This window comes from Euzebyella saccharophila, from assembly GCF_014855495.1.
Taxonomy (GTDB): Bacteria; Bacteroidota; Bacteroidia; order Flavobacteriales; family Flavobacteriaceae; genus Euzebyella; species Euzebyella saccharophila.
The window spans coordinates 1,326,596-1,346,724 of the sequence record NZ_JACYFJ010000001.1 but is presented as its reverse complement, the minus strand read 5'-3'; the positions used below and the strand labels follow the sequence as shown (position 1 = coordinate 1,346,724).

At 40.6% G+C, this 20,129-nt stretch carries 18 protein-coding genes; 9 read left to right on the top strand and 9 right to left on the bottom strand.

Translation table 11 applies throughout. The features are described 5' to 3' along the window. Positions 1-39: 39 nt before the first annotated feature. Positions 40-1,341 carry an LVIVD repeat-containing protein gene (locus tag IL355_RS05615; RefSeq protein ID WP_192461171.1) on the bottom strand — a complete coding sequence of 434 codons (1,302 nt, stop codon included), beginning with the start codon at positions 1,339-1,341 and terminating at the stop codon, positions 40-42. Positions 1,342-1,412: 71 nt separating this feature from the next. Beyond that, positions 1,413-2,150 (bottom strand): hypothetical protein, encoded by a 738-nt coding sequence (locus IL355_RS05610; protein ID WP_192461170.1) that lies wholly within the window; start codon positions 2,148-2,150, stop codon positions 1,413-1,415. A gap of 145 nt (positions 2,151-2,295) precedes the next feature. Here IL355_RS05610 and miaB point away from each other — a divergent pair, with 145 nt between their 5' ends. The 7 genes from miaB (at position 2,296) to groL (ending at position 9,091) form a co-directional block, all read left to right on the top strand. After that, positions 2,296-3,744, top strand: coding sequence for a tRNA (N6-isopentenyl adenosine(37)-C2)-methylthiotransferase MiaB (gene miaB / locus IL355_RS05605; protein WP_192461169.1), 1,449 nt, complete (start codon positions 2,296-2,298; stop codon positions 3,742-3,744). A gap of 50 nt (positions 3,745-3,794) precedes the next feature. Then, positions 3,795-5,063 carry a sigma-54 interaction domain-containing protein gene (locus IL355_RS05600; RefSeq protein WP_192461168.1) on the top strand — a complete coding sequence of 423 codons (1,269 nt, stop codon included), beginning with the start codon at positions 3,795-3,797 and terminating at the stop codon, positions 5,061-5,063. A 37-nt stretch (positions 5,064-5,100) separates the two neighbouring features. After that, a complete protein-coding gene (locus tag IL355_RS05595) occupies positions 5,101-5,610 on the top strand; it encodes an LptE family protein (protein WP_317175477.1) in 510 nt (169 codons plus the stop codon). A 23-nt stretch (positions 5,611-5,633) separates the two neighbouring features. Continuing rightward, complete coding sequence (locus IL355_RS05590; RefSeq protein WP_192461166.1) at positions 5,634-6,554, top strand: hypothetical protein; 921 nt, start codon at positions 5,634-5,636, stop codon at positions 6,552-6,554. A 7-nt stretch (positions 6,555-6,561) separates the two neighbouring features. After that, complete coding sequence (gene secG, locus IL355_RS05585; RefSeq protein WP_187459171.1) at positions 6,562-6,924, top strand: preprotein translocase subunit SecG; 363 nt, start codon at positions 6,562-6,564, stop codon at positions 6,922-6,924. Between the two features lie 142 nt (positions 6,925-7,066). Next, positions 7,067-7,345, top strand: coding sequence for a co-chaperone GroES (locus IL355_RS05580; RefSeq protein ID WP_187459172.1), 279 nt, complete (start codon positions 7,067-7,069; stop codon positions 7,343-7,345). Between the two features lie 105 nt (positions 7,346-7,450). Next, positions 7,451-9,091, top strand: coding sequence for a chaperonin GroEL (gene groL / locus IL355_RS05575; RefSeq protein WP_192461165.1), 1,641 nt, complete (start codon positions 7,451-7,453; stop codon positions 9,089-9,091). A 311-nt stretch (positions 9,092-9,402) separates the two neighbouring features. On the opposite strand, the gene IL355_RS05570 is transcribed toward groL, so the two are convergent. The 7 genes from IL355_RS05570 to IL355_RS05540 all read right to left on the bottom strand — a co-directional run bounded on the left by IL355_RS05570 (position 9,403) and on the right by IL355_RS05540 (position 18,069). After that, positions 9,403-9,816, bottom strand: coding sequence for a hypothetical protein (locus IL355_RS05570; protein ID WP_192461164.1), 414 nt, complete (start codon positions 9,814-9,816; stop codon positions 9,403-9,405). A 1,226-nt stretch (positions 9,817-11,042) separates the two neighbouring features. Further along, positions 11,043-11,294, bottom strand: coding sequence for a hypothetical protein (locus IL355_RS05565; RefSeq protein ID WP_192461163.1), 252 nt, complete (start codon positions 11,292-11,294; stop codon positions 11,043-11,045). A 486-nt stretch (positions 11,295-11,780) separates the two neighbouring features. After that, positions 11,781-12,137, bottom strand: coding sequence for a heavy-metal-associated domain-containing protein (locus IL355_RS05560; protein ID WP_192461162.1), 357 nt, complete (start codon positions 12,135-12,137; stop codon positions 11,781-11,783). Positions 12,138-12,158: 21 nt separating this feature from the next. Next, positions 12,159-14,423 carry a TonB-dependent receptor gene (locus IL355_RS05555; protein ID WP_192461161.1) on the bottom strand — a complete coding sequence of 755 codons (2,265 nt, stop codon included), beginning with the start codon at positions 14,421-14,423 and terminating at the stop codon, positions 12,159-12,161. A gap of 16 nt (positions 14,424-14,439) precedes the next feature. Then, positions 14,440-16,935, bottom strand: coding sequence for a heavy metal translocating P-type ATPase (locus IL355_RS05550; RefSeq protein ID WP_192461160.1), 2,496 nt, complete (start codon positions 16,933-16,935; stop codon positions 14,440-14,442). A 69-nt stretch (positions 16,936-17,004) separates the two neighbouring features. Continuing rightward, positions 17,005-17,535, bottom strand: a complete 531-nt coding sequence (locus IL355_RS05545) for a helix-turn-helix domain-containing protein (protein WP_192461159.1) — start codon at positions 17,533-17,535, stop codon at positions 17,005-17,007. Positions 17,536-17,655: 120 nt separating this feature from the next. Further along, positions 17,656-18,069 (bottom strand): HYC_CC_PP family protein, encoded by a 414-nt coding sequence (locus IL355_RS05540; protein ID WP_192461158.1) that lies wholly within the window; start codon positions 18,067-18,069, stop codon positions 17,656-17,658. A gap of 217 nt (positions 18,070-18,286) precedes the next feature. On the opposite strand from IL355_RS05540, the gene IL355_RS05535 reads away from it, so the two are divergent. Next, on the top strand, positions 18,287-19,414 hold the full coding sequence (locus tag IL355_RS05535) for a hypothetical protein (protein WP_192461157.1): 1,128 nt from the start codon (positions 18,287-18,289) through the stop codon (positions 19,412-19,414). A gap of 115 nt (positions 19,415-19,529) precedes the next feature. After that, entirely contained in the window at positions 19,530-19,988 is a 459-nt protein-coding gene (locus tag IL355_RS05530) for a GAF domain-containing protein (RefSeq protein ID WP_192461156.1), read from the top strand. The last annotated feature ends 141 nt before the right edge of the window (positions 19,989-20,129 follow it).

The window sequence follows — 20,129 nt, the reverse complement described above, 5'->3', positions numbered from 1 at the left end:
CCCGACATAACGGGGCGTTTAGAGCTTTATTATAAAGGATTAGTTAAGACTAAATTCACTTAAAAGTTCAATATTCCCTTCAGAATAGGCATATTGATAGAGCACTCCGTCCCCAATCATCAATAAACTTTGTGATAGCGGAATTACATCATAAGTAACAATATCTTTAAAATGATTTATAAGTTTAATGTTGCCCACATCGCTTTTGTCAAAAACTTTTAAACCATCCGCACCATCACAAACAAACAATAACTCTTCCTTAAAGCCCAAACCATAAGGTCCCGCTAATGGATAAAATTTAAACAAGGATGGATTTGTCAAATTGGATACATCTACCACGTAAAGACCACTTTCCGTATTGCCACAAAAAGTATCGCCCCTTAAGGTAACAAAGGCCCAATCCCCATCAACCACTACGGGGTCACATGCTGTCCCGTGCTGAAAGTCCGACACAAAAACCGGTTTCTCAGGATTACTTATATCGTAGATGTACATTCCCTGTGGCCCTCCTAAAAACAGAATTTCACCCTGATTATAAATAGTCTCTATGGCGCCGTTGGTGTACACATCCTCTAAGGTAACAGGGTTATCTAAATCGGAAATATCAAAAATGCTGATACTGGACCATTCTACTGCATATAAATAGTTGCCTACAATCTTGAACCGAGCCAAAGAACCACCTTGTCCCGTACTGTTATCAGAAGCAGCACTTTCAGCTCTGGCAGGTTCACTAAAGGCAATACCATCTTGCAACGCCAAATCATTATAACCAAACCTACTTTCAAACTCTGCTTGGCTCAGACGTTCTCTCTTCACTTCCCAACCAACTATAGCCTCATTTCCGGCATCAAACTCGCTATAATCAAAATAATCGGCCTCTGGCCAATCCACATCGAACCCTACCGTACACCAAAATTCTTGATAAATAGCATTTTCAATTCTTTTCGCCGCAGGTATATTATCAATGTCCGAGATATCAAAAATTACCAAATCACCATAACTATCCGCATATAATCTATCGTTTTTAATAGAGATGTCGTTATTACCCTCCAATTTAATGAATGCTATATTTTGTGGAGTGGACGGGTTACTGTTATCAATAATATGAATACCTCTGTAAAGGTCATTAACGAACACAAAGTCTTGATATGCATATATCTTACCGGATTGCTGTATAGGTTCTGGCTCCATAACATCAACGGCCTCTTCTTTAAAAACCCTTAAATCCGATGTAAGGGGCACCGCTACGCGATATTCCTTTTTTTCAGAGTTATCATCATCGGAGCAAGAGGTAAATAGTGCCGTAAAGGCTAGGAACAATACTAGAAAAGTCTTTTTCATAATAGCAAGTGGTTTGTTTCCCAAAAGATGGAAAATTCACCGTTTAGTTGCGTAACATAACTATTATTTAACTAAATAATTTCTGTATCGTTAGCGCTTTCCATAGCATCCATATATACAAAATACATAGGTATTTTTGAGAGCATGGCAGTAAACAGAATGCCAACAAAACAAAGAATTATGCCCAGCTCTGCAATGAATCCCGTTAGCAGTATCAAACCAAAAATGACCAACCAATTCTTATTGGCCAATTGCAAACTAGCTTTTGTAATCTCAATAGGTGAAAGACTTTCAGCAAAAGCAAAAAATGCGGGCAACAAAGAAATGGGCACTACAAAATAAATAATACCTACCCCACACATCATGGCGCCTAAAAAAGCCATTACCAACATTATAAGCCCAAGTGCCAAACTCTTTTTCCACCTACCATTTTTAAAAAAATAAAAATAATCATCCTGTACATCCAAATTGTGATACTTGTGATGGCAAATTCTTAGAAAAGCGGCATTAAGGGCGATGGCCGTAGTCATAGCAGCAACCATTAAAATTGGCATTAGCACCATCATCATTAGACCCAATACCGGACTCATTTCTTCAGATTTCAACATATCAGGCTCAGTTACTCCGGCCGCAATCATGGGTATGTATAACAGTACGTAAAATGGGGCAATTAATAAAAGCCCAAATAGTAGGGTAAAAAAACCTTGGAGCCATACTTTTTTATACAATTCAAAAGTCTTGGTTAAAATAGCCCCAAATTCCAATTTATCGCTTTTTGAAATCCGAGAGGTAACTTGGTTAAAATCCATATTTAATGTGGCAATTGGTTGATTGTTATGAAACAAATATAAGGAACTGACCTATGTTTAAAATACTATTAAAGTTCACTGTCAATTTGTCACACTGATAGATAAAGCCCTATATTTGCAGCCCGCATTTATGATGGAATAATACATGGAAAAAACAATTGACGAATCTTTACAAGGTTCCACCCTTTCACTAGACGGTACCAATGGCAATACAAGGAAACTTTATATTGAAAGCTATGGTTGCCAAATGAATTTTTCAGATAGTGAGATTGTGGCATCCATTCTTTCTAAAGAAGGCTTTGATACCACACAACAACTAAATGAAGCAGACCTAGTATTGGTAAACACCTGCTCCATACGAGAAAAAGCAGAGCTTACCGTTAGAAAGCGATTGGAGAAATTCAATGCGATAAAAAAAGACCGTCCCCATTTAAAAGTGGGTGTTCTTGGATGTATGGCAGAACGACTCAAGCATAAATTTCTGGAAGAGGAAAAAATTGTGGACATGGTGGTTGGGCCGGACGCTTACAAAGACCTACCCAATTTAATTCAAGAAATAGATGAAGGTCGCAATGCGGTGAACGTCATTCTATCCAAGGAAGAAACTTACGGAGACGTTGCACCTGTAAGGCTTAACACGAACGGAATCACAGCCTTTGTTTCCATTACCCGCGGTTGTGACAATATGTGTACTTTTTGCGTGGTACCCTTTACAAGGGGAAGGGAGCGCAGCAGAGACCCACAGTCCATTATCCAAGAAGTAAATGACCTATGGGAAAAAGGCTTCAAGGAAATTACCCTTTTAGGCCAGAATGTGGACAGTTATCTATGGTATGGTGGAGGGCTTAAAAAAGACTTTGACAAAGCTTCGGAAATGGAACGCGCCACGGCCGTTAACTTTTCAAAATTATTGGAAAAAGTGGCCTTGGCACAGCCTAAAATGCGTATTAGGTTTTCAACCTCCAATCCACAGGACATGACCTTGGATGTTATTCACACCATGGCCAAATATGAAAATATCTGTAATTACATTCACCTTCCCGTTCAAAGTGGTAGTGACCGTATTTTGAAGGCCATGAACCGCCTACATACACGTGCAGAATATTTTGAACTGATAGACAACATTAAAAGGATTATACCGGATTGTGCCATATCACAGGATATGATCGCAGGTTTCCCAACGGAAACGGAAGAAGACCACCAAGATACTTTGTCCTTAATGGAATATGTAAAATACGAATATGGTTTTATGTTCGCCTATTCCGAAAGGCCAGGCACACTAGCTGAAAGAAAATTGGAGGATGATGTGCCCGATGATATCAAAAAAAGAAGGCTTACCGAAATTATTGACCTACAAAGACAACACTCCTTTGAGCGCATTCAAGCCAACTTGGGAAAAGTTCAAGAAGTTCTAATTGAGGGAAGTTCTAAACGTTCAGATGACCATTGGATGGGCCGAAACTCGCAAAATACGGTTGCCGTTTTTCCTAAGGAACATTACCAAGTGGGTGATTTTGTCTTGGTTGAAATGCAAGATTGTACTTCTGCCACGCTTTTGGGCAAGGCGGTTGGCTATTCAAAAAATCAGGGCTAACCCAATTCAAATATAAATAACAACACCGTTTTTTAACGGTTAAGCATATTATGGAAAGTGTACAGGCTATAAAGCAACGTTTTGAACTTATTGGCAATGACCCCAAACTTAACCGGGCCATAGAAAAAGCGGTTCAGGTGGCACCAACGGATATTTCCGTATTGGTTACCGGAGAAAGTGGGGTTGGTAAGGAATCCATTCCAAAGATCATTCACTCCCTTAGCCATAGAAAACACGCTAAATATATTGCCGTTAACTGTGGAGCTATTCCTGAAGGAACCATAGACAGTGAACTTTTTGGTCACGAAAAGGGCGCTTTTACAGGAGCTACCCAAACCCGAAGCGGATATTTTGAGGTGGCCGATGGTGGTACCATCTTTTTGGATGAGGTTGGGGAACTGCCCCTTACCACCCAAGTAAGGCTTTTAAGGGTTTTGGAAAACGGTGAATTTCTAAAAGTAGGATCATCCCAAGTACAAAAGACCAATGTTCGTATTGTGGCCGCCACCAACGTACATATGTACGAGGCCATTAAAAAGGAAAAGTTTCGCGAAGACCTTTACTATAGATTAAGTACGGTAGAAATAAACATTCCGCCGTTACGTGAAAGACAGGAAGACATTCACCTTCTTTTTAGAAAATTCGCTTCAGATTTTGGTCAGAAATACAAAATGCCTACCATCCGTTTGGATGATGATGCCGTACAACTGTTGCTCAAATATCGCTGGCCGGGTAACATTAGGCAGCTCAGAAACATTGCTGAACAAATTTCCGTTCTTGAGGAAAGCAGGCAGGTTTCCTGGTCTACCTTAAATAGTTATTTACCAAATTCCGGAAGCACCAATTTACCGGCTGTGGTGAACCAGAAGAAGGACGAAAGCGATTTTAGCAACGAGCGTGAAATTCTGTACAAGGTTCTTTTTGATATGAAAAGCGACCTAAATGACCTTAAAAAATTGACCTTGGAGCTCATGAAGAATGACAATGGCGAAAAGGTACAGGAAGAAAATGAAGGCCTTATTAGAAAAATCTACGGAGAAAATGGTGAAGATGTTGAAGATATAGACCGTTCCTCCTTAGAGGTACTACATTTACCGGAACCCAAAGTAGAAACACCCGTAAGTAGACCTCCCGCAGAGGACAAGTACCATTTTGCCGAGGAAATAGAGGAAGAAGAAACCCTATCTTTACAGGAAAAGGAAGTAGAACTGATCAAAAAATCCTTGGAGCGTAACCGCGGAAAAAGAAAGGCCGCTGCTGCAGAGCTAGGCATTTCTGAACGTACCCTCTATAGAAAAATAAAGCAGTACGATCTGTAAATTCATTCATTTCATAAGAACTAGAATCTTGAAAAGCATTTTATATTATCTTGGTTGCATAGCACTCACCCTTAGTTTAAGTGGTTGTGGCGTATATAATTTTACGGGCGGTAATGTAGGTACGGCAACGACCTTTAGCGTACCCAGATTTCAAAATTATGCCACGCAAAGTCCGGGTTCCACTTTTGAACCGGGCTTGGATCGTGATTTTACCTTGGCCTTACAAGACCGTATTCAAAACCAGACCAGCCTAAATTTGGTATCTTCTGGAGGGGATTTACTTTATGAAGGCGAAATTGTTGAATTCCGGATTTCCCCTATGAGTGCAACTGCCCAGCAGACCGCTGCACAAAATAGACTATCTATGGCAGTGAAAGTGAGATTCTATAATAAAACAAAGGAAGATGCAGATTTTGACCAAAGATTTTCTTTCTTTTATGATTATGCCGATAATTTGCAGCTATCTGCCGTAAAGGACGAAGCCTTAGAAGTAATTTTTGAACGAATTACCCAAGATATCTTTAATGCCTCTTTGGCAGATTGGTAATCTAAGTCTAGTAACAAGGCCCTATGAATGTAAAGGATTTTACATACTTATTACAAAACCCGGAAAAGGTGGTAAACCCTGTTCAGACCAATCAGTTGGAAGAGGTGCTGGAGGAGTACCCCTATTTTCAGGCGGCACGGGCATTGCATTTAAAGGGCCTAAAGAACCTTAATAGTTTTAAGTACAACAACGCCCTTAAGCTGACCGCGGCATACACCACGGACCGTGATGTACTATTCGATTTTATTACCTCTCAAGATTTTTTACAAAATGCCATTGCTGATACCATTTCTGGTAAGTCCACTTCCTTGGAAGACACTGAAATTATCTCCGAGGAAATTTTAATTGATAAAGCAGAAGAGGACACCAAAGAGCCCATACCCATTTCCAAACAGGAAGCGGATAGCATTCTTGACCCTCAACTTTTTTCTTCCAAAGACCCCAGTATTGATGCTGAAATTGCACGTTCCAAGCAAATGGCGGAGAAGGATTTGGAAATTGGTGAACCGTTACCATTCACAAAAAGGGAAAAATACAGTTTTGGAGAGTGGCTTCAGCTTACCGCATTTAAATCCGTTAAGCGAGAGGATACACCTGAGGAAACTTCTAAAAAGAAATCAAAGGAAAAGGTAAAGGAAGAAGACAATTCCTTGGAGGAAGAAGTACTCAAAAAGAAGAAATTCGACCTAATTGATAAGTTCATAGCGGAAAATCCCAAAATCAAACCTAAAGAAAACGTACCAAAAATAGCCATTTCAGAATCGATAAAAATCGACAAAAAGGAGCTAATGACGGAGACTTTGGCAAAGGTGTACCTCGAGCAAAAGAAGTATAAAAAAGCCATTCAAGCCTATAAAATTTTAAGTTTGAAATATCCGGAAAAAAGTGGTTTCTTTGCAGACCGAATTAAAGCGGTGGAAAGAATTCAATTAGATAACAAGTAAGGAAGTTATGAGCACGTTTACCATTTTTTTAATCCTTATCATCATCGTTTGCTTTTTGTTGGTTCTAGTCATTATGGTACAGAACCCTAAAGGCGGAGGATTATCTTCTTCTTTTGGAGGTGGCGGAAGCCAAGTTGTTGGCGGTGTAAAAAAGACAGGGGATTTTCTGGATAAAAGCACATGGACCTTGGCCATTTTGTTGGTAGTTCTCATCTTAGCTTCCAACATTGCACTTAAAGGCAACTTTGGCACCAATGATTCCAAGTTGTTAAATGGCGATGATATAGAGACAACGGTTCCTGAAACCGTACCGGAATCACTTCCTGAGGAAGTTCCGGCTCCGGCAACTACGCCGTCTGACAGCCTATAATAAGAGACAAAATTGTATAAAATGCCAGCTTGAATGACAAGCTGGCATTTTTGTTTAACAATGTGTCAGTTTTTAGTACATGGCATAATTTCTGCCAAACAGGATACGAGTTTAATAATGTTTCAAACTAAAAACTAAAAATATGGCAAAAGTCAACATTAAACCATTGGCAGATAGAGTACTTATCGAGCCTATGGCTGCTGAGACAAAAACAGCGTCCGGCATTTACATTCCAGACACCGCAAAAGAAAAGCCGCAACAAGGTAAGGTTGTTGCCGTGGGTCCTGGCACTAAAGACGAAAAAGTGACCTTAAAGGTAGGTGACACCGTTCTTTATGGAAAATATGCCGGTACTGAGCTAAAATTGGAAGGTGCAGATTACCTTATGATGCGCGAAAGCGACGTTTTGGCAATTGTCTAAGCTAAAAAATCAACAACACTTAAATACAAATAAACTCCAAGAATTATTCTAAACCTTGTGGTGTAGGATTATTGGATTTTAAATTTTAAAAAACGATAAATAATTATGGCAAAAGATATAAAATTTGATATCGATGCACGTGACGGCCTCCGTAGAGGTGTTGATGCATTGGCAAATGCAGTAAAGGTAACCTTAGGTCCAAAAGGTAGAAACGTAATCATCAGCAAGTCTTTTGGTGCCCCTCAAGTAACCAAAGATGGTGTTACCGTTGCAAAAGAGATTGAATTGGCAGATGCCCTTGAGAACATGGGTGCGCAAATGGTTAAAGAAGTTGCTTCCAAAACCAACGATTTAGCCGGTGACGGTACTACTACCGCTACCGTACTTGCACAGGCCATCGTAAAAGAAGGTCTTAAGAACGTTGCCGCAGGAGCCAATCCTATGGATTTGAAAAGAGGTATTGACAAAGCTGTAGATGCTATTGTTGAGAACTTGGCCAAGCAGTCTAAAAAAGTAGGTGATTCTTCTGAAAAAATCAAGCAGGTTGCTTCTATCTCCGCTAACAACGATGAGACTATTGGTGAGTTGATTGCCGAGGCTTTCAGTAAAGTGGGTAAAGAAGGTGTGATCACCGTTGAGGAAGCTAAAGGTACGGATACGTATGTAGACGTTGTAGAAGGTATGCAGTTTGACAGAGGTTACCTTTCTCCTTACTTCGTAACCGATTCAGAAAAAATGACTGCCGATCTGGAGAATCCTTACATTCTTTTGTTCGACAAGAAAATCTCTGCCATGAAGGACTTGCTACCTGTATTGGAGCCTGTTGCCCAATCCGGTAAGCCTTTATTAATCATTGCCGAGGATGTAGACGGGGAAGCCCTTGCCACTTTGGTAGTGAACAAACTAAGAGGTTCATTGAAGATTGCTGCTGTAAAAGCTCCTGGTTTTGGTGACAGAAGAAAGGCCATGTTAGAGGATATCGCCATCTTGACAGGTGGTACCGTTATCTCTGAAGAAAGAGGTTTCTCTTTGGACAATGCTACCGTTGATATGTTGGGTACTTGTGAAAAAGTAACCATTGATAAAGACAACACTACGGTTGTAAACGGTGGTGGTGTGCAAAAGGATATCAAGAGCCGCGTGAACCAAATAAAATCTCAAATTGAGACCACTACTTCTGACTATGACAGAGAGAAGCTTCAAGAGCGTTTGGCCAAATTGGCCGGTGGTGTTGCCGTACTTTACGTAGGTGCCGCTTCTGAAGTTGAAATGAAAGAGAAGAAAGATCGTGTAGATGATGCCCTTCACGCAACTAGAGCTGCTGTAGAAGAAGGTATTGTTGCCGGTGGTGGTGTTGCCTTGGTACGTGCCAAGACCGTATTGAGCAAAGTTACTGTTGAGAATCCTGATGAGGAAACTGGTCTACAGATCGTTGCAAGAGCTATTGAAGCTCCATTGCGTACCATCGTAGAGAATGCCGGTGGCGAAGGTTCTGTAGTAGTAGCTAAAATTCTTGACGGAAAAGCGGACTACGGTTACGATGCCAAGTCAGAGAAATATGTTGAGATGTTAAAGGCCGGTATTATCGATCCTAAGAAAGTAACTCGTGTAGCCCTTGAAAATGCTGCATCTGTTTCTGGAATGATCTTGACTACCGAGTGTGCCTTGACCGATATTAAGGAAGAAGCTCCTGCCGGAGGAGGTGGAATGCCCCACGGTGGTGGCGGAATGCCAGGAATGATGTAATTCCATCATCCAAAAAAGTAAAAGCCGTTCCAAAAATTTTGGAACGGCTTTTTTTATTTAGCCTAATTCAAGATTCAATATTGAAAGATTACATCCCCCGCCTCCATCGCTTCTGCTCGCCCGTTGTTGGCACAACGTCGCCCCCTTCTTCCGATAGCTCCCGATAGCTATCGGGAGGGAGAGGGGACAGTAAAAACCAAAACGGTTTTTACAGGGGTGTTTTGTTATTGTTTTCTACTCATTATAAATCCTTGTCTTTACTTTATATTACTGTTGGCACGAGCGTGACAATCGCGCTAGCAGGGGAATTATTAGCTATTGTAACTCAAATCGATTTTTGTTCTTTTGTAATGAAATTCGTTTAAATTTTCATCCAAAATCAAATCGGAGGAAACAATAGTATAATTATTCAAATAAGCATTATCGTTGAACTCAAACCTTAATTCAAGAAGCTTTTCCCATTCTCTAAAACCACCAACCCACCAACCTGATTTTGTTAATTTATCTCTGTTTTTATTTAAATTCATTTCTCTTAAGGAATCTTCAAGAAACTTATTTAAATTTTCTTCAAGCCTATCTAACAATATCCATTCATTGTTTTTTAGAACTTTTCCATCCTCAAAAAATTTCAATATGATATAATTTTGACTTTTAAAGCATATTCCAGCATGCCAATCATCATGTGTCTTTCCTTTGCCTAGGTAATAACCTCTAATTTTTATCATCGTTTCACGAACATTTTTGTACTTTCATTATAAATAAACCCATTGTCCCCTTGAGGGGACGGTAAAGTAATGGTACATTACTTTGCAGGGGTGTTCTTTGTTGCATTTAATTGCCTTTTTTCTTCATTCCTTTTATATGCTACCTCCATCACTTCTGCTCGCCCGTTGTTGGCACAACGTCGCCACATTTGGGGGAATACATCCCCCGCCCTGCGGGCACCCCCTTCTTCCGATAGCTATCGGAAGGGGAAATATCAATTGTTCCCTTGAGGGGACGTTAAAGTAATGGTACATTACTTTGCAGGGGTGTTTTGTTATTTTTTTCTACTCATTATAAATCCTTGTCTTTACTTTTTATTACTGTTAGCACGAGCGTGACGCTCGCGCTATAATGGAGAACTCATTTTTCGACTATTTTCTTTTGACAATTGTAAAATTCTTGCATCTTATCCATCACATACTTACCCAGTTGTATGTCCTTAGGTCTTGCCTCAGAATAAATCTTATAAACATTTAATAATGGTTTAAAATCCTTCTCAGTTATATTTTTTTCTTCCTTATCGGAAATAACTAAATAGACATCGTTTTAAGCTTTTAATATTTTTTTAAAGGCTGGTGAGGTTTCAACATGTGCTAAATACTCAAAGAGAGCTATTAATTTGATAATTTTCACTTTACACATAATTTTGGAAATTGAAAGCAGAAGTCACCACATGAATAAATTTCGCCTGTCCTAAAAACAATCATTTATCCTACCCATACGATGACTACATATTCGTACTTCATTATTATTTGATCGCCCCAAAAATATTCAATTGACTGTACCATTCAGGGGCCAACCTTCCCTTTTGTTACTTTTTACCTCTATTAGTTTTTAACACTGTGTAAAGTTTTAAACAGCAATAGATACCCAATAGCGAAAGAACTATTTGGCCTATCATGCGTCCGGCTGAATCATTTAAAAGAAAAATAGAGACTACGTGTATCAATTTTGCTTTCCATGATGAAGGGTAACCGTCATCTATGTAGAACGAGCCATAATTCAGAAGAAGGTACCCGATTAACAATATTGCTATAGAGTAAGCTATGATTGGCTCTATATCTCTTTTAGGTTTCATAATAACCTCTATTTTAAAGCCTTGGAATCAAAATTTGGGCAAAAATCAGTTTAAGTTCTAATTTATAAAAGTCCATCCTAATCCGCTCCTTCATTTTATTTTCCTCACTTATTTTTTAGTCTTAAAAGTGTTATATAGTTGATGGCAGCAATAGCCACCCAACAACAATAGACCTACTTTACCAATTATATGGCCAAATTCTTCGTTTAAAAGAAACTTATAAACAATAACAATCCATTTTCCGTGAGGAGGAAGATTTTCATCAACGGAAAATGTGTCATAGCTAGCAAGTAAATACACTATTAACATTATTGCAATAGAGTAAGCTATAATTGGCTCTTTACCTCTTTTAGGTTTCAAGATACCGCTATTTTAAAGCGCCCCCCCGCTGGCGCGAGCATCTTTGCTCGTGCCCTTTGTTAATTTGGCTACCAATAACTTAAACGGTTCCTTTATGATTTTGCTTTTCAGTACTTTTTAATTGTCCCCTTGAGGGGACTTTAGGGGTGTTCTGTAATTGCTTTATACTTATTATAAATCCCACATCCCCCAAACCATAACGTTAAAAATAAAAAAACCATCTCAATCGTTTAAATTAAGATGGTTTCCCTTTCCATGTTCCAGCCTGTTCTTAACAGGCCCATAAAAATTACTTCTTTTTAGAAGGTGCCTTTTTAGCAGCCTTAGGAGCTACTTTTTTGGCAGCGGCCGCTGGGGCCGGTTTCTTAGATGTTGCCATAATTTGACAGTATTAAATTTAAATTAAATGTAGGCTGTTTTTAAATCTCCCAAATTTAATTATGAAGAATTTAACACTTTCCAAAAAAGGCTCTAAATCCCTCATTTTCAATGATTACCACTATCATCAGAACCATCTTCACGGTACCTACAACAAGGGTGCACCTTATTGTAAGCTTCCTCGGTTGCTTTTAATTCCTTGGTATCATGCCCAACCTCTGCCATAGCCATTTTTACCTGCATGGCATTGGTCTTTCGCTCATCTAAAACCAAAGACAATTGATGAGTGGGAATATCCCACATGGCATATTTAACCCCTTTTACATCCAAGGCGGCCTTTTCTATTCGGTTTTTGCACATATCGCATTTACCGTCTACTTCCATCTCTACCTTTTTGTTCTTGTCCTGGGCAAAAACGGTAGTAATTGCCAAACTCATTAAAAGAGTTGTTACTATCTTTTTCATTATTTCTATTTTTAGTTGTTATTACAATTTTAATCTAAATCCGGCATAGAACATTCTACCCATAATGGGCCGGTATACAATACTCGTATCAAAATACGGTCCAAAAGGGTCATCGGCTCCCAAAATAGGGTTGTCTTGCTGCACATCACTTAAATTCTCCCCTCCCAGATAAACCTCAAAAGCATTTGAAAACACTTTGGTTATCTGAGCGTTCATATGGTTGTAGGGCGATGCATATTCCTCTAGCCTATACGCAACCGGATTATCGGCTGTATTGGGCAAGCGTTGCTCCCCAAAACTGTGCAAGGTATAATCAAAACGCCATTGTGCTCCATTTTCTTTTATTCGGGTCTCGTAACTGGCGTTTGCAAAAAAGCGGTGCTGTGCCTGAAGGGGTTTTTGCAACCTTCCTCCCTTATAATCTACTTGCACGTCATAATATTTATAAGCGCCCCTGACATGGGTTCGCGGCAGAATTTCGTAATCTACTTCTGCTTGAAAACTGGTACCCAGACTTTCACCCTCAAGATTGTAAAAGGACACTTCCCGCGGATTTTCCCAATCGACCACTATTTGATTTCTAAAATCGGTTCGGTAATAATCTAGGGACACGTTTCCCTTTTTACCCAAAAACGTGAAGCCTTGCAAAAAGCTAAGGCCGTAGTTCCAAGCATCTTCAGGCTTCAGTCCGTAAATACTTCCACCGGAATCCAAAATATTGATATTTCTAGAGGTAGCGAACAATTGCTGATTTTCGGCAAAAATATTGGCCGCTCTTTTTCCCCTTCCGAACGAACCTCTTAAACTGGCTCTTTCCCAGGGGGTATACCTTAAGTGAAAGCGGGGCGTAATGTACGTACCCACACGGTTATGGGTATCGATACGCAGACCTGCGGTTAAGCTCAATTTCTCCAAATTTTCATAGCCATACTCAAAAAAAGCACCTGCCGAGCGATCGCTTCTGCCGTAATCCGTGGTACTTACCATTTCTTCATAACCATCATAGGCAAAGGTGAGCCCGGTTTTAAACTTGTTTCGGGTATCGCCAATGATACTGTTAAAGATAAAATTGGTATAAATGCTCTCATGATCAATATCGTAGCTTCGCAGTCCAAAATAAGAATCTTGTAAATGCTTACTATAGCTCGCCTGAAAGCCCATACTTTGAAAGGGCAACTCAGGAAATACATAACCCAACTTAATAGAACTATCGAATCTTCGGGTGTCTATTTCCCCTCCCCATACTTCATTTCCGTTTAGTACGGGATTGCTTGCCGTAATCCTATCCGTATCCGGATAAAAGTCTACTTCCCCAATTTGCTTTTCATCGTTCAAAAACCGAACGTTAAAAAAACTCACGAATCCCGTTTCCGGATTTTGGTACTGCCAGCGGTTCATAACGTTGATTTGGTCCGCCAGGGGCGCATCTAAAAATCCATCGCCATTATCATCCTCTTTTTGGGTTCTTTTATTTCCATGGATGTACAGACCGGTACTCCACTTGTCGTTCAACTTAGTATTCAAATGTGTATTGATTTCATAACGGCCATTTTGGTTGGCATAGCCATTAACAAATATGGGTTGATCCGTCAAGGGTTTTACGAGCTCGGTATTTATTTGGCCCGATATACTTTCGTAACCGTTCACTACACTACCGGCCCCTTTGGAAATCTGAATGCTCTCTATCCATGTACCGGGCGTAAAGGTGAGTCCAAACGCTTGCGACGCCCCACGAACCATGGGTATGTTCTCTTGTGTAATCAACAAATACGGACTCGTTAAGCCCAACATCTGTATTTGTTTGGTACCGGTAAGTCCGTCCGAAATATTGACATCTATGGAGGGATTGGTCTCAAAGCTTTCGGCCAGATTGCAACAGGCTGCCTTTAAAAGTTCCGCACTGTTGACCGTAACCACGTTTTGCGGACTGTAAAACGCTTTTTGCATCGGTTCTTTTTTCTGGGCCACCACTACTTCATCCAACTCGTTGGAGGCTTTTAGAAACACATTTACGGACTTCGGTTTTTTGATGACCAAGGTGTCCGACTCAAAACCGATGTAGCTTACGATCAAATGGTCGTACTCCTTTTTAAAGGGAATTTCAAAATTTCCATCCACATCGGTAACCGCTCCCAGGGGCGAATTCAACCAGTACACACTGGCCCCGGCAAGTGGAAGCCCGTCTCCATTGGAAGTAGCTTCGGCCACTTTGCCCGTCACCACATCCTGAGCGCTAACAGTCTGTACCAGTATTAAAAAGATTAAGAAACTTATTGTTTTATTCATCAACTGTGTTTAATAATTAATTAAGCGAAACGGTTTTTAATCGTAAGGCATTGGCTATCACGGAAACCGAACTAAAACTCATGGCCAAGGCCGCTAACATGGGCGACAACAACATTCCAAAAAAAGGAAACAATATCCCCGCAGCTACGGGTACCCCAATTGAATTATAAATAAGGGCAAAAAAGAGATTCTGTTTAATGTTCTTCATGGTGGCTTCCCCAAGTCGGTAGGCTTTTACAACCCCTTGTAAATCGCCCTTCACCAAGGTAACCTGGGCACTTTCAATGGCCACATCGGTACCGGTACCCATGGCTATACCCACATCACTCTGTGCCAATGCGGGTGCATCGTTGATACCATCACCTGCCATGGCCACTACCTTACCTTGGGCCTGCAGTTTTTCCACTTCGGCCAATTTATCCTGCGGAAGCATTTCGGCTTTAAAGGAATCCAGTCCCACCTCTTGGGAAACGGCCCTCGCCGTTGTCTTGTTATCGCCTGTAAGCATATGCACTTCAATCCCCATTTTTTGCAGTTCTTGAAGGGCCCTTTTACTGGAAGCCTTTATTTTGTCGGAAATCACCACATAACCAAGAAGCTCACCATCAACGGCTAGATAGGAGACCGTTTTCCCCTTTTCCTGCTGATGGCTCGCAGCTTCTTTCAATTCACCTGAAGATGAAATGTTTTCCGCCTCCAACATTTTTGCGTTCCCCAGAACTACCACTTTTCCGTTGACATTTCCCGAAACTCCTTTTCCGCTTTCGGAATTAAAATTGGCCACTTCCAAGAGCGACACGCCCTTTTTCTTGGCATAACGAACTGTTGCTTCCGCCAAAGGATGCTCACTCAACTGATTGACACTACCTATAAACTGAAGCAACTCATCTTCCTTCATATGATCGGAAGCGGCCAGCACCTGTTCTACGGAAGGTTTACCCTCCGTTATGGTTCCGGTCTTGTCCACCACCAATACATCAATCTTATTCAACTTCTCCAAGGCTTCAGCATTCTTGATCAACACCCCGTTTTGGGCCCCTTTCCCTACTCCCACCATAACGGACATGGGAGTTGCCAAACCCAAAGCACAGGGGCAGGCAATGATCAGTACGGCAATGGCATTTACCAAGGCGTATACATAGGAGGGTTCCGGACCAAAAACGGCCCAGACCACAAAGGTGAGCACAGAAATAAAGACCACTGCCGGAACAAAATAGGCCGATATTTTATCCGCTAATTTTTGAATGGGCGCCCGACTGCGGCTGGCATTGTTCACCATTTCCACAATTTGGGAAAGCAAGGTTTCCTGTCCCACTTTCTCTGCTTCCATTATAAAAGACTGTTTTCCATTGACGGTTCCGGAAGTAACGGTATCGCCTGCGGACTTCTCCACGGGAACTGGCTCGCCGGTAATCATGGATTCATCTATGGTACTTTCGCCCTCGGTGATTTTGCCATCCACCGGAATTTTGCCTCCTGGTTTTACCCGGAGCAAATCCCCTACCTGTATTTGATCTATGGCAACACTTTCTTCTTCTCCGTTCACCAACCTTACGGCTTTATTCGGCGCCAGTTTCAACAACTCCTTGACAGCGGTATTGGTCTTGCTATGGGCTCGGGCTTCCAGCACCTGCCCTAATAATACCAAGGTTAGGATAACCGTAGCCGCTTCAAAATAAACGTGTACCGTATCACTTTCGGTCTTGAACTGCTCCGGAAAAAAATCGGGCATCAATAATGCAAAAACACTAAAAAGCCAAGCTACACCGGCACCAATCCCAATTAAGGTGAACATGTTCAAATTCCATGTTTTTACGGAGCGAAAAGCGCGTTCAAAAAACATCCAAGTTGCATAGAAAACCACGGGAAGCGATAGACCCAACTGCACCCAGTTCCAATATCTTAAGGGCATTACCTTAAAAAGTGGGTTATTGGGAACCATCTCGGACATGGCGATCAAAAAAATGGGCAAGGTAAAGGCCAAGGCCCACCAAAACTTGGAAAGCAATTTTTGGTAATTACGCTCTTCCGCGGAAATATTCACTTCTTTAGGCATCAAGTCCATACCGCAAATGGGGCACTCACCCATTTCCTCTTCTTCAATTTCCGGATGCATGGGGCAGGTATAAATTTCGCCCGTAGGGGTTGCCGTTGCAACTTCTTCCACCAAATCCATACCGCACACTGGGCAATCGCCCGCCTTATCATAGGTTTTATCGCCCTCGCAATGCATGGGACAATAAAAGGTGCCGGTACCATTTTCAACCGGCTTTTTTTTCTTTATTTTTTGGTGCTGCACCTCCTTTTCATGAATAGAATAAGAACCACCGTCCTTTTCAAGAGCTTTCTTAAGCGTTTTGAAAGGAATCTCCTTGTCCATTTCCAATTCCGCTTTTGCTTCGGCCAAATCAACGGATACGCCACCAACACCATTCACATTTTCCAAAATGTGCTGAACATGGGCCCTGCATCCGTTACAGGTCATTCCGTGTATGTAATAGGTCTTCTTCATCTTAATACAATTTACAGTACAAAGCTAAGGGCCAATACCAAGTTTGTTTTGACAGTTTATGGATTAGATTTATACAATTTGGTCCAAGGAAATTCTTCGCTTGTGTCCCTTTTTATATTCCGACATGGAGAGCCCGGTTACCGATTTAAATTGGCGGGACAGGTGACTACTACTTTTATATCCCAAGGCATAGGCAATCTGCGTAAAATTCAATTGGTTCATCTGTACCAATTCCTTCACCCGTTCCATCTTTAATTTAATGGCATATTTTTCTATGGAAATACCTTCTCGTCTACTAAATAGTTTGCTCAAATAAGAATAATCTCTATGCAGTTTTCGGGAAAGCACTATGGAAATGTTCACATCTTGCTGTACTGAATCCGGATGCACTAATTCTACCAAGTTGGTCTTTATTTTTTCCAAAAGAATAGCCTCGGAATCAGAGATCAGCTCAAAACCTTTTTCCTGTAGCAGCAGCGCAATTTCTGGGATATCTAACGGCGATCGGTGCGTGAGGGTAACTGAACCTAAATCTATTTGCACATCAGTATATCCTAATTGTGCCATGGTTGACCGACCATCATTTTGCAACGGTCGCACACCATATTTTTTATATGTAGTACTGTTTTCATTTTTAAGAAATAATCAATTAGAAAATATCCCTCAAAGGCAACAAAGGTGTTGGACCCAAAAGAGTTTCAACTGAAAAAACTTAAAAAATCAAAGGAGGTAGACTTCGTCAAGCAATTGAATATCCTTGACTATTTTGGGGGGATGATAGGAGTTAAATAAAAACTCTTTGGACTCTATAGGTTTTAAAACTTCTAGAAAACTAAGGGTGTAGGCAATCAGAAATTGTTGTTGATCTAAATCCAAATCGTTGTTAACAGCAGTCACCTCATCCTGACCTTCAAGCAGAATCACCTCATTATCACAACATGTCTTTTGCTCCAATGTAGCCTCCTGCTGACCTAAGACTGGCATATCCATTCCACAAGCATCGGCATCTACAAAAAAGGCCACATTGATCAGTCTGCCCATACAATAATGCTTCTCCACTTTCCAAGAAGTGGTAGATGCCAGCAAAAGCAGGGCCATGCAGCATGAAAAAATACGATGTAAGAATTCCTTCATGTAGCAAAATTACAAAATAGACACTAAATGAATCTAGTATTGGGGAAATAAACATGATCATATAATTGGCAAACAAAGAAATTGTTAAATAAAGGAGCTAAGACAACATCCCCCAAACAAGGAAAATAATTTAAGCTTTAGAACGTTCTAACTAATTATTAGGATGTGTACAAAGCACATTCAACTAAAACCATTAACATTTAAAATTAAATCCTGAATGATGAAAAAAATTATGTTTTCAAAAATTACGTACCGAGCGGCTATAATGGCATTCTCGCTATTTGCGGCCAGTTGTAGTTCTGATGACGGTAATGTTTTTGACACCCCGGACATCCCACAACAAGAAAATCCAGATGGTGAACCCAATGAGGAGGAGGAAGTAGCTACCCTAGTTTTTAACGAGGGAGACCCTTCTAATGACATTGTGGTGGCAGAAGCCAGCGGAGAAGTTGGGACGGAAGTTCCTGGACGTGTTATTTTCACTTCTACCGATCTTACGCAAAGAAGAATGTACATAACCCAAAATATTGGAGGAAGTGGAGATATGCCCTTCAACAATTTTGATCTGGACAGTGATGACCTTAAAAAAGCCACCAAGGCAGATGGATCCATTGATTTGGATGGAGCTACCAAAAAAGAGATTGATTTTACCTTTAGTCTACCGGTACCAGATATTGACAACGGAGAAATTGTTTATAGCTTTTGGACCACCACAGGAAAAGGAGACTTTAGAGACCCAACTAAAAGAAAAGCTTTGGGTGTAGGAACCATCACCGTTACGGTTGGCAACGGAAATAACCCGGATGCAGAGGTTATGAGTTTTACCGATGTTCAATTATTTGCACCCGCACAAGACGGTACTACCGAATCCTTCTTCTCTTTCTTGGAGCAACCAGACACAGAGGATGATCATATTTACCGAATCAATGAAGGTCCTGAATTTAGAGCATATTGGGACTTTGGCTATTACTATGGAGCCTCTGGTGTTTCTGCAGACGACAAGGCTACCTTAGCATCCGCTTCTACCTTTAATGAGTCTTTTGGATTTTTTGTGGACGGACTAGAGCCTGATGACTCAGAAGATGATGCCGAAAACGAAGAATTAAACGAAATGTTCTTCCAACTTTCCGTAAAAACGGGGGCTGATTTTGATGCCATTACCATGGCCAGTGAATTGGATTCTATTGAAAAGACAGATTTTCAAAAATTCACCAACATCAATGCAGGTGACGTTATAGAGTTCGTAGACAACTATGGTAAAAAAGGTCTTATAAAAGTTACGGCCATTGAACCAGGGTTTGACAACAACGACTATATCATGTTCGATGTAAAAATACAACCATAAGTTATACAGAGACAATAGAAAAAAAGGATGCCCCAAAAAGGCATCCTTTTTTTCTTGTTAAGTAATTTAATCCGGTACGACCAAGGCGATACGTATATTTGCAAAAAAATTGAGCATGTTTACAGAACTTCGCCCTAAGGCACTAACAATATTAAAATCCGATAAACCTCTTGAACAAAAGCAGCAGGAGCTTTGTGATTATCTTCAATCTACCGTTCCCCATTATGACTGGGTAGGTTTCTATTTTAAAAATGGCGATAAAGAAGAACTTAAACTAGGGCCCTACGCAGGTGAACCTACAGACCACACCATCATACCCTTTGGAAAAGGGATTTGTGGACAGGTAGCAGTTTCCAATCAAAATTTTGTGGTCCCTGATGTAAAGGCACAAGACAATTATATTGCCTGTAGTATTACTGTAAAGGCAGAAATTGTGGTTCCCCTATTTGTCAATGGAGAAAATATTGGCCAAATAGACATAGACTCCAATACTCCGGACCCTTTTACGGAGGAAGATGAGCGCTTTCTGGAATTTATCAATGAAGAAATTGCCCAACTAATCGAAAAAGACTAGAAGTAGACCGTTATAAAACTTTAGGAAGGCCAAAACATCTCATTTCTGTTGTCTAGTCCGTTTTTGGACAATGGCAGGCCTAAAGCGTTTACAACTTAAGCTTATTTGTTGATAACCTCGTCGGTTTTTTATCTTTAATCG

Bases quoted from the DNA above. Each gene is read 5' to 3' on its own strand.
- secG (WP_187459171.1), top strand. From the start codon at position 6,562: ATGAGCACGTTTACCATTTTTTTAATCCTTATCATCATCGTTTGCTTT.
- IL355_RS05570 (WP_192461164.1), bottom strand. From the start codon at position 9,816: ATGATAAAAATTAGAGGTTATTACCTAGGCAAAGGAAAGACACATGAT.
- groL (WP_192461165.1), top strand. From the start codon at position 7,451: ATGGCAAAAGATATAAAATTTGATATCGATGCACGTGACGGCCTCCGT.
- IL355_RS05535 (WP_192461157.1), top strand. From the start codon at position 18,287: ATGATGAAAAAAATTATGTTTTCAAAAATTACGTACCGAGCGGCTATA.
- IL355_RS05600 (WP_192461168.1), top strand. From the start codon at position 3,795: ATGGAAAGTGTACAGGCTATAAAGCAACGTTTTGAACTTATTGGCAAT.
- IL355_RS05530 (WP_192461156.1), top strand. From the start codon at position 19,530: ATGTTTACAGAACTTCGCCCTAAGGCACTAACAATATTAAAATCCGAT.
- IL355_RS05580 (WP_187459172.1), top strand. From the start codon at position 7,067: ATGGCAAAAGTCAACATTAAACCATTGGCAGATAGAGTACTTATCGAG.
- IL355_RS05615 (WP_192461171.1), bottom strand. From the start codon at position 1,341: ATGAAAAAGACTTTTCTAGTATTGTTCCTAGCCTTTACGGCACTATTT.
- IL355_RS05555 (WP_192461161.1), bottom strand. From the start codon at position 14,423: ATGAATAAAACAATAAGTTTCTTAATCTTTTTAATACTGGTACAGACT.
- IL355_RS05560 (WP_192461162.1), bottom strand. From the start codon at position 12,137: ATGAAAAAGATAGTAACAACTCTTTTAATGAGTTTGGCAATTACTACC.
- IL355_RS05550 (WP_192461160.1), bottom strand. From the start codon at position 16,935: ATGAAGAAGACCTATTACATACACGGAATGACCTGTAACGGATGCAGG.
- miaB (WP_192461169.1), top strand. From the start codon at position 2,296: ATGGAAAAAACAATTGACGAATCTTTACAAGGTTCCACCCTTTCACTA.
- IL355_RS05540 (WP_192461158.1), bottom strand. From the start codon at position 18,069: ATGAAGGAATTCTTACATCGTATTTTTTCATGCTGCATGGCCCTGCTT.
- IL355_RS05590 (WP_192461166.1), top strand. From the start codon at position 5,634: ATGAATGTAAAGGATTTTACATACTTATTACAAAACCCGGAAAAGGTG.
- IL355_RS05610 (WP_192461170.1), bottom strand. From the start codon at position 2,150: ATGGATTTTAACCAAGTTACCTCTCGGATTTCAAAAAGCGATAAATTG.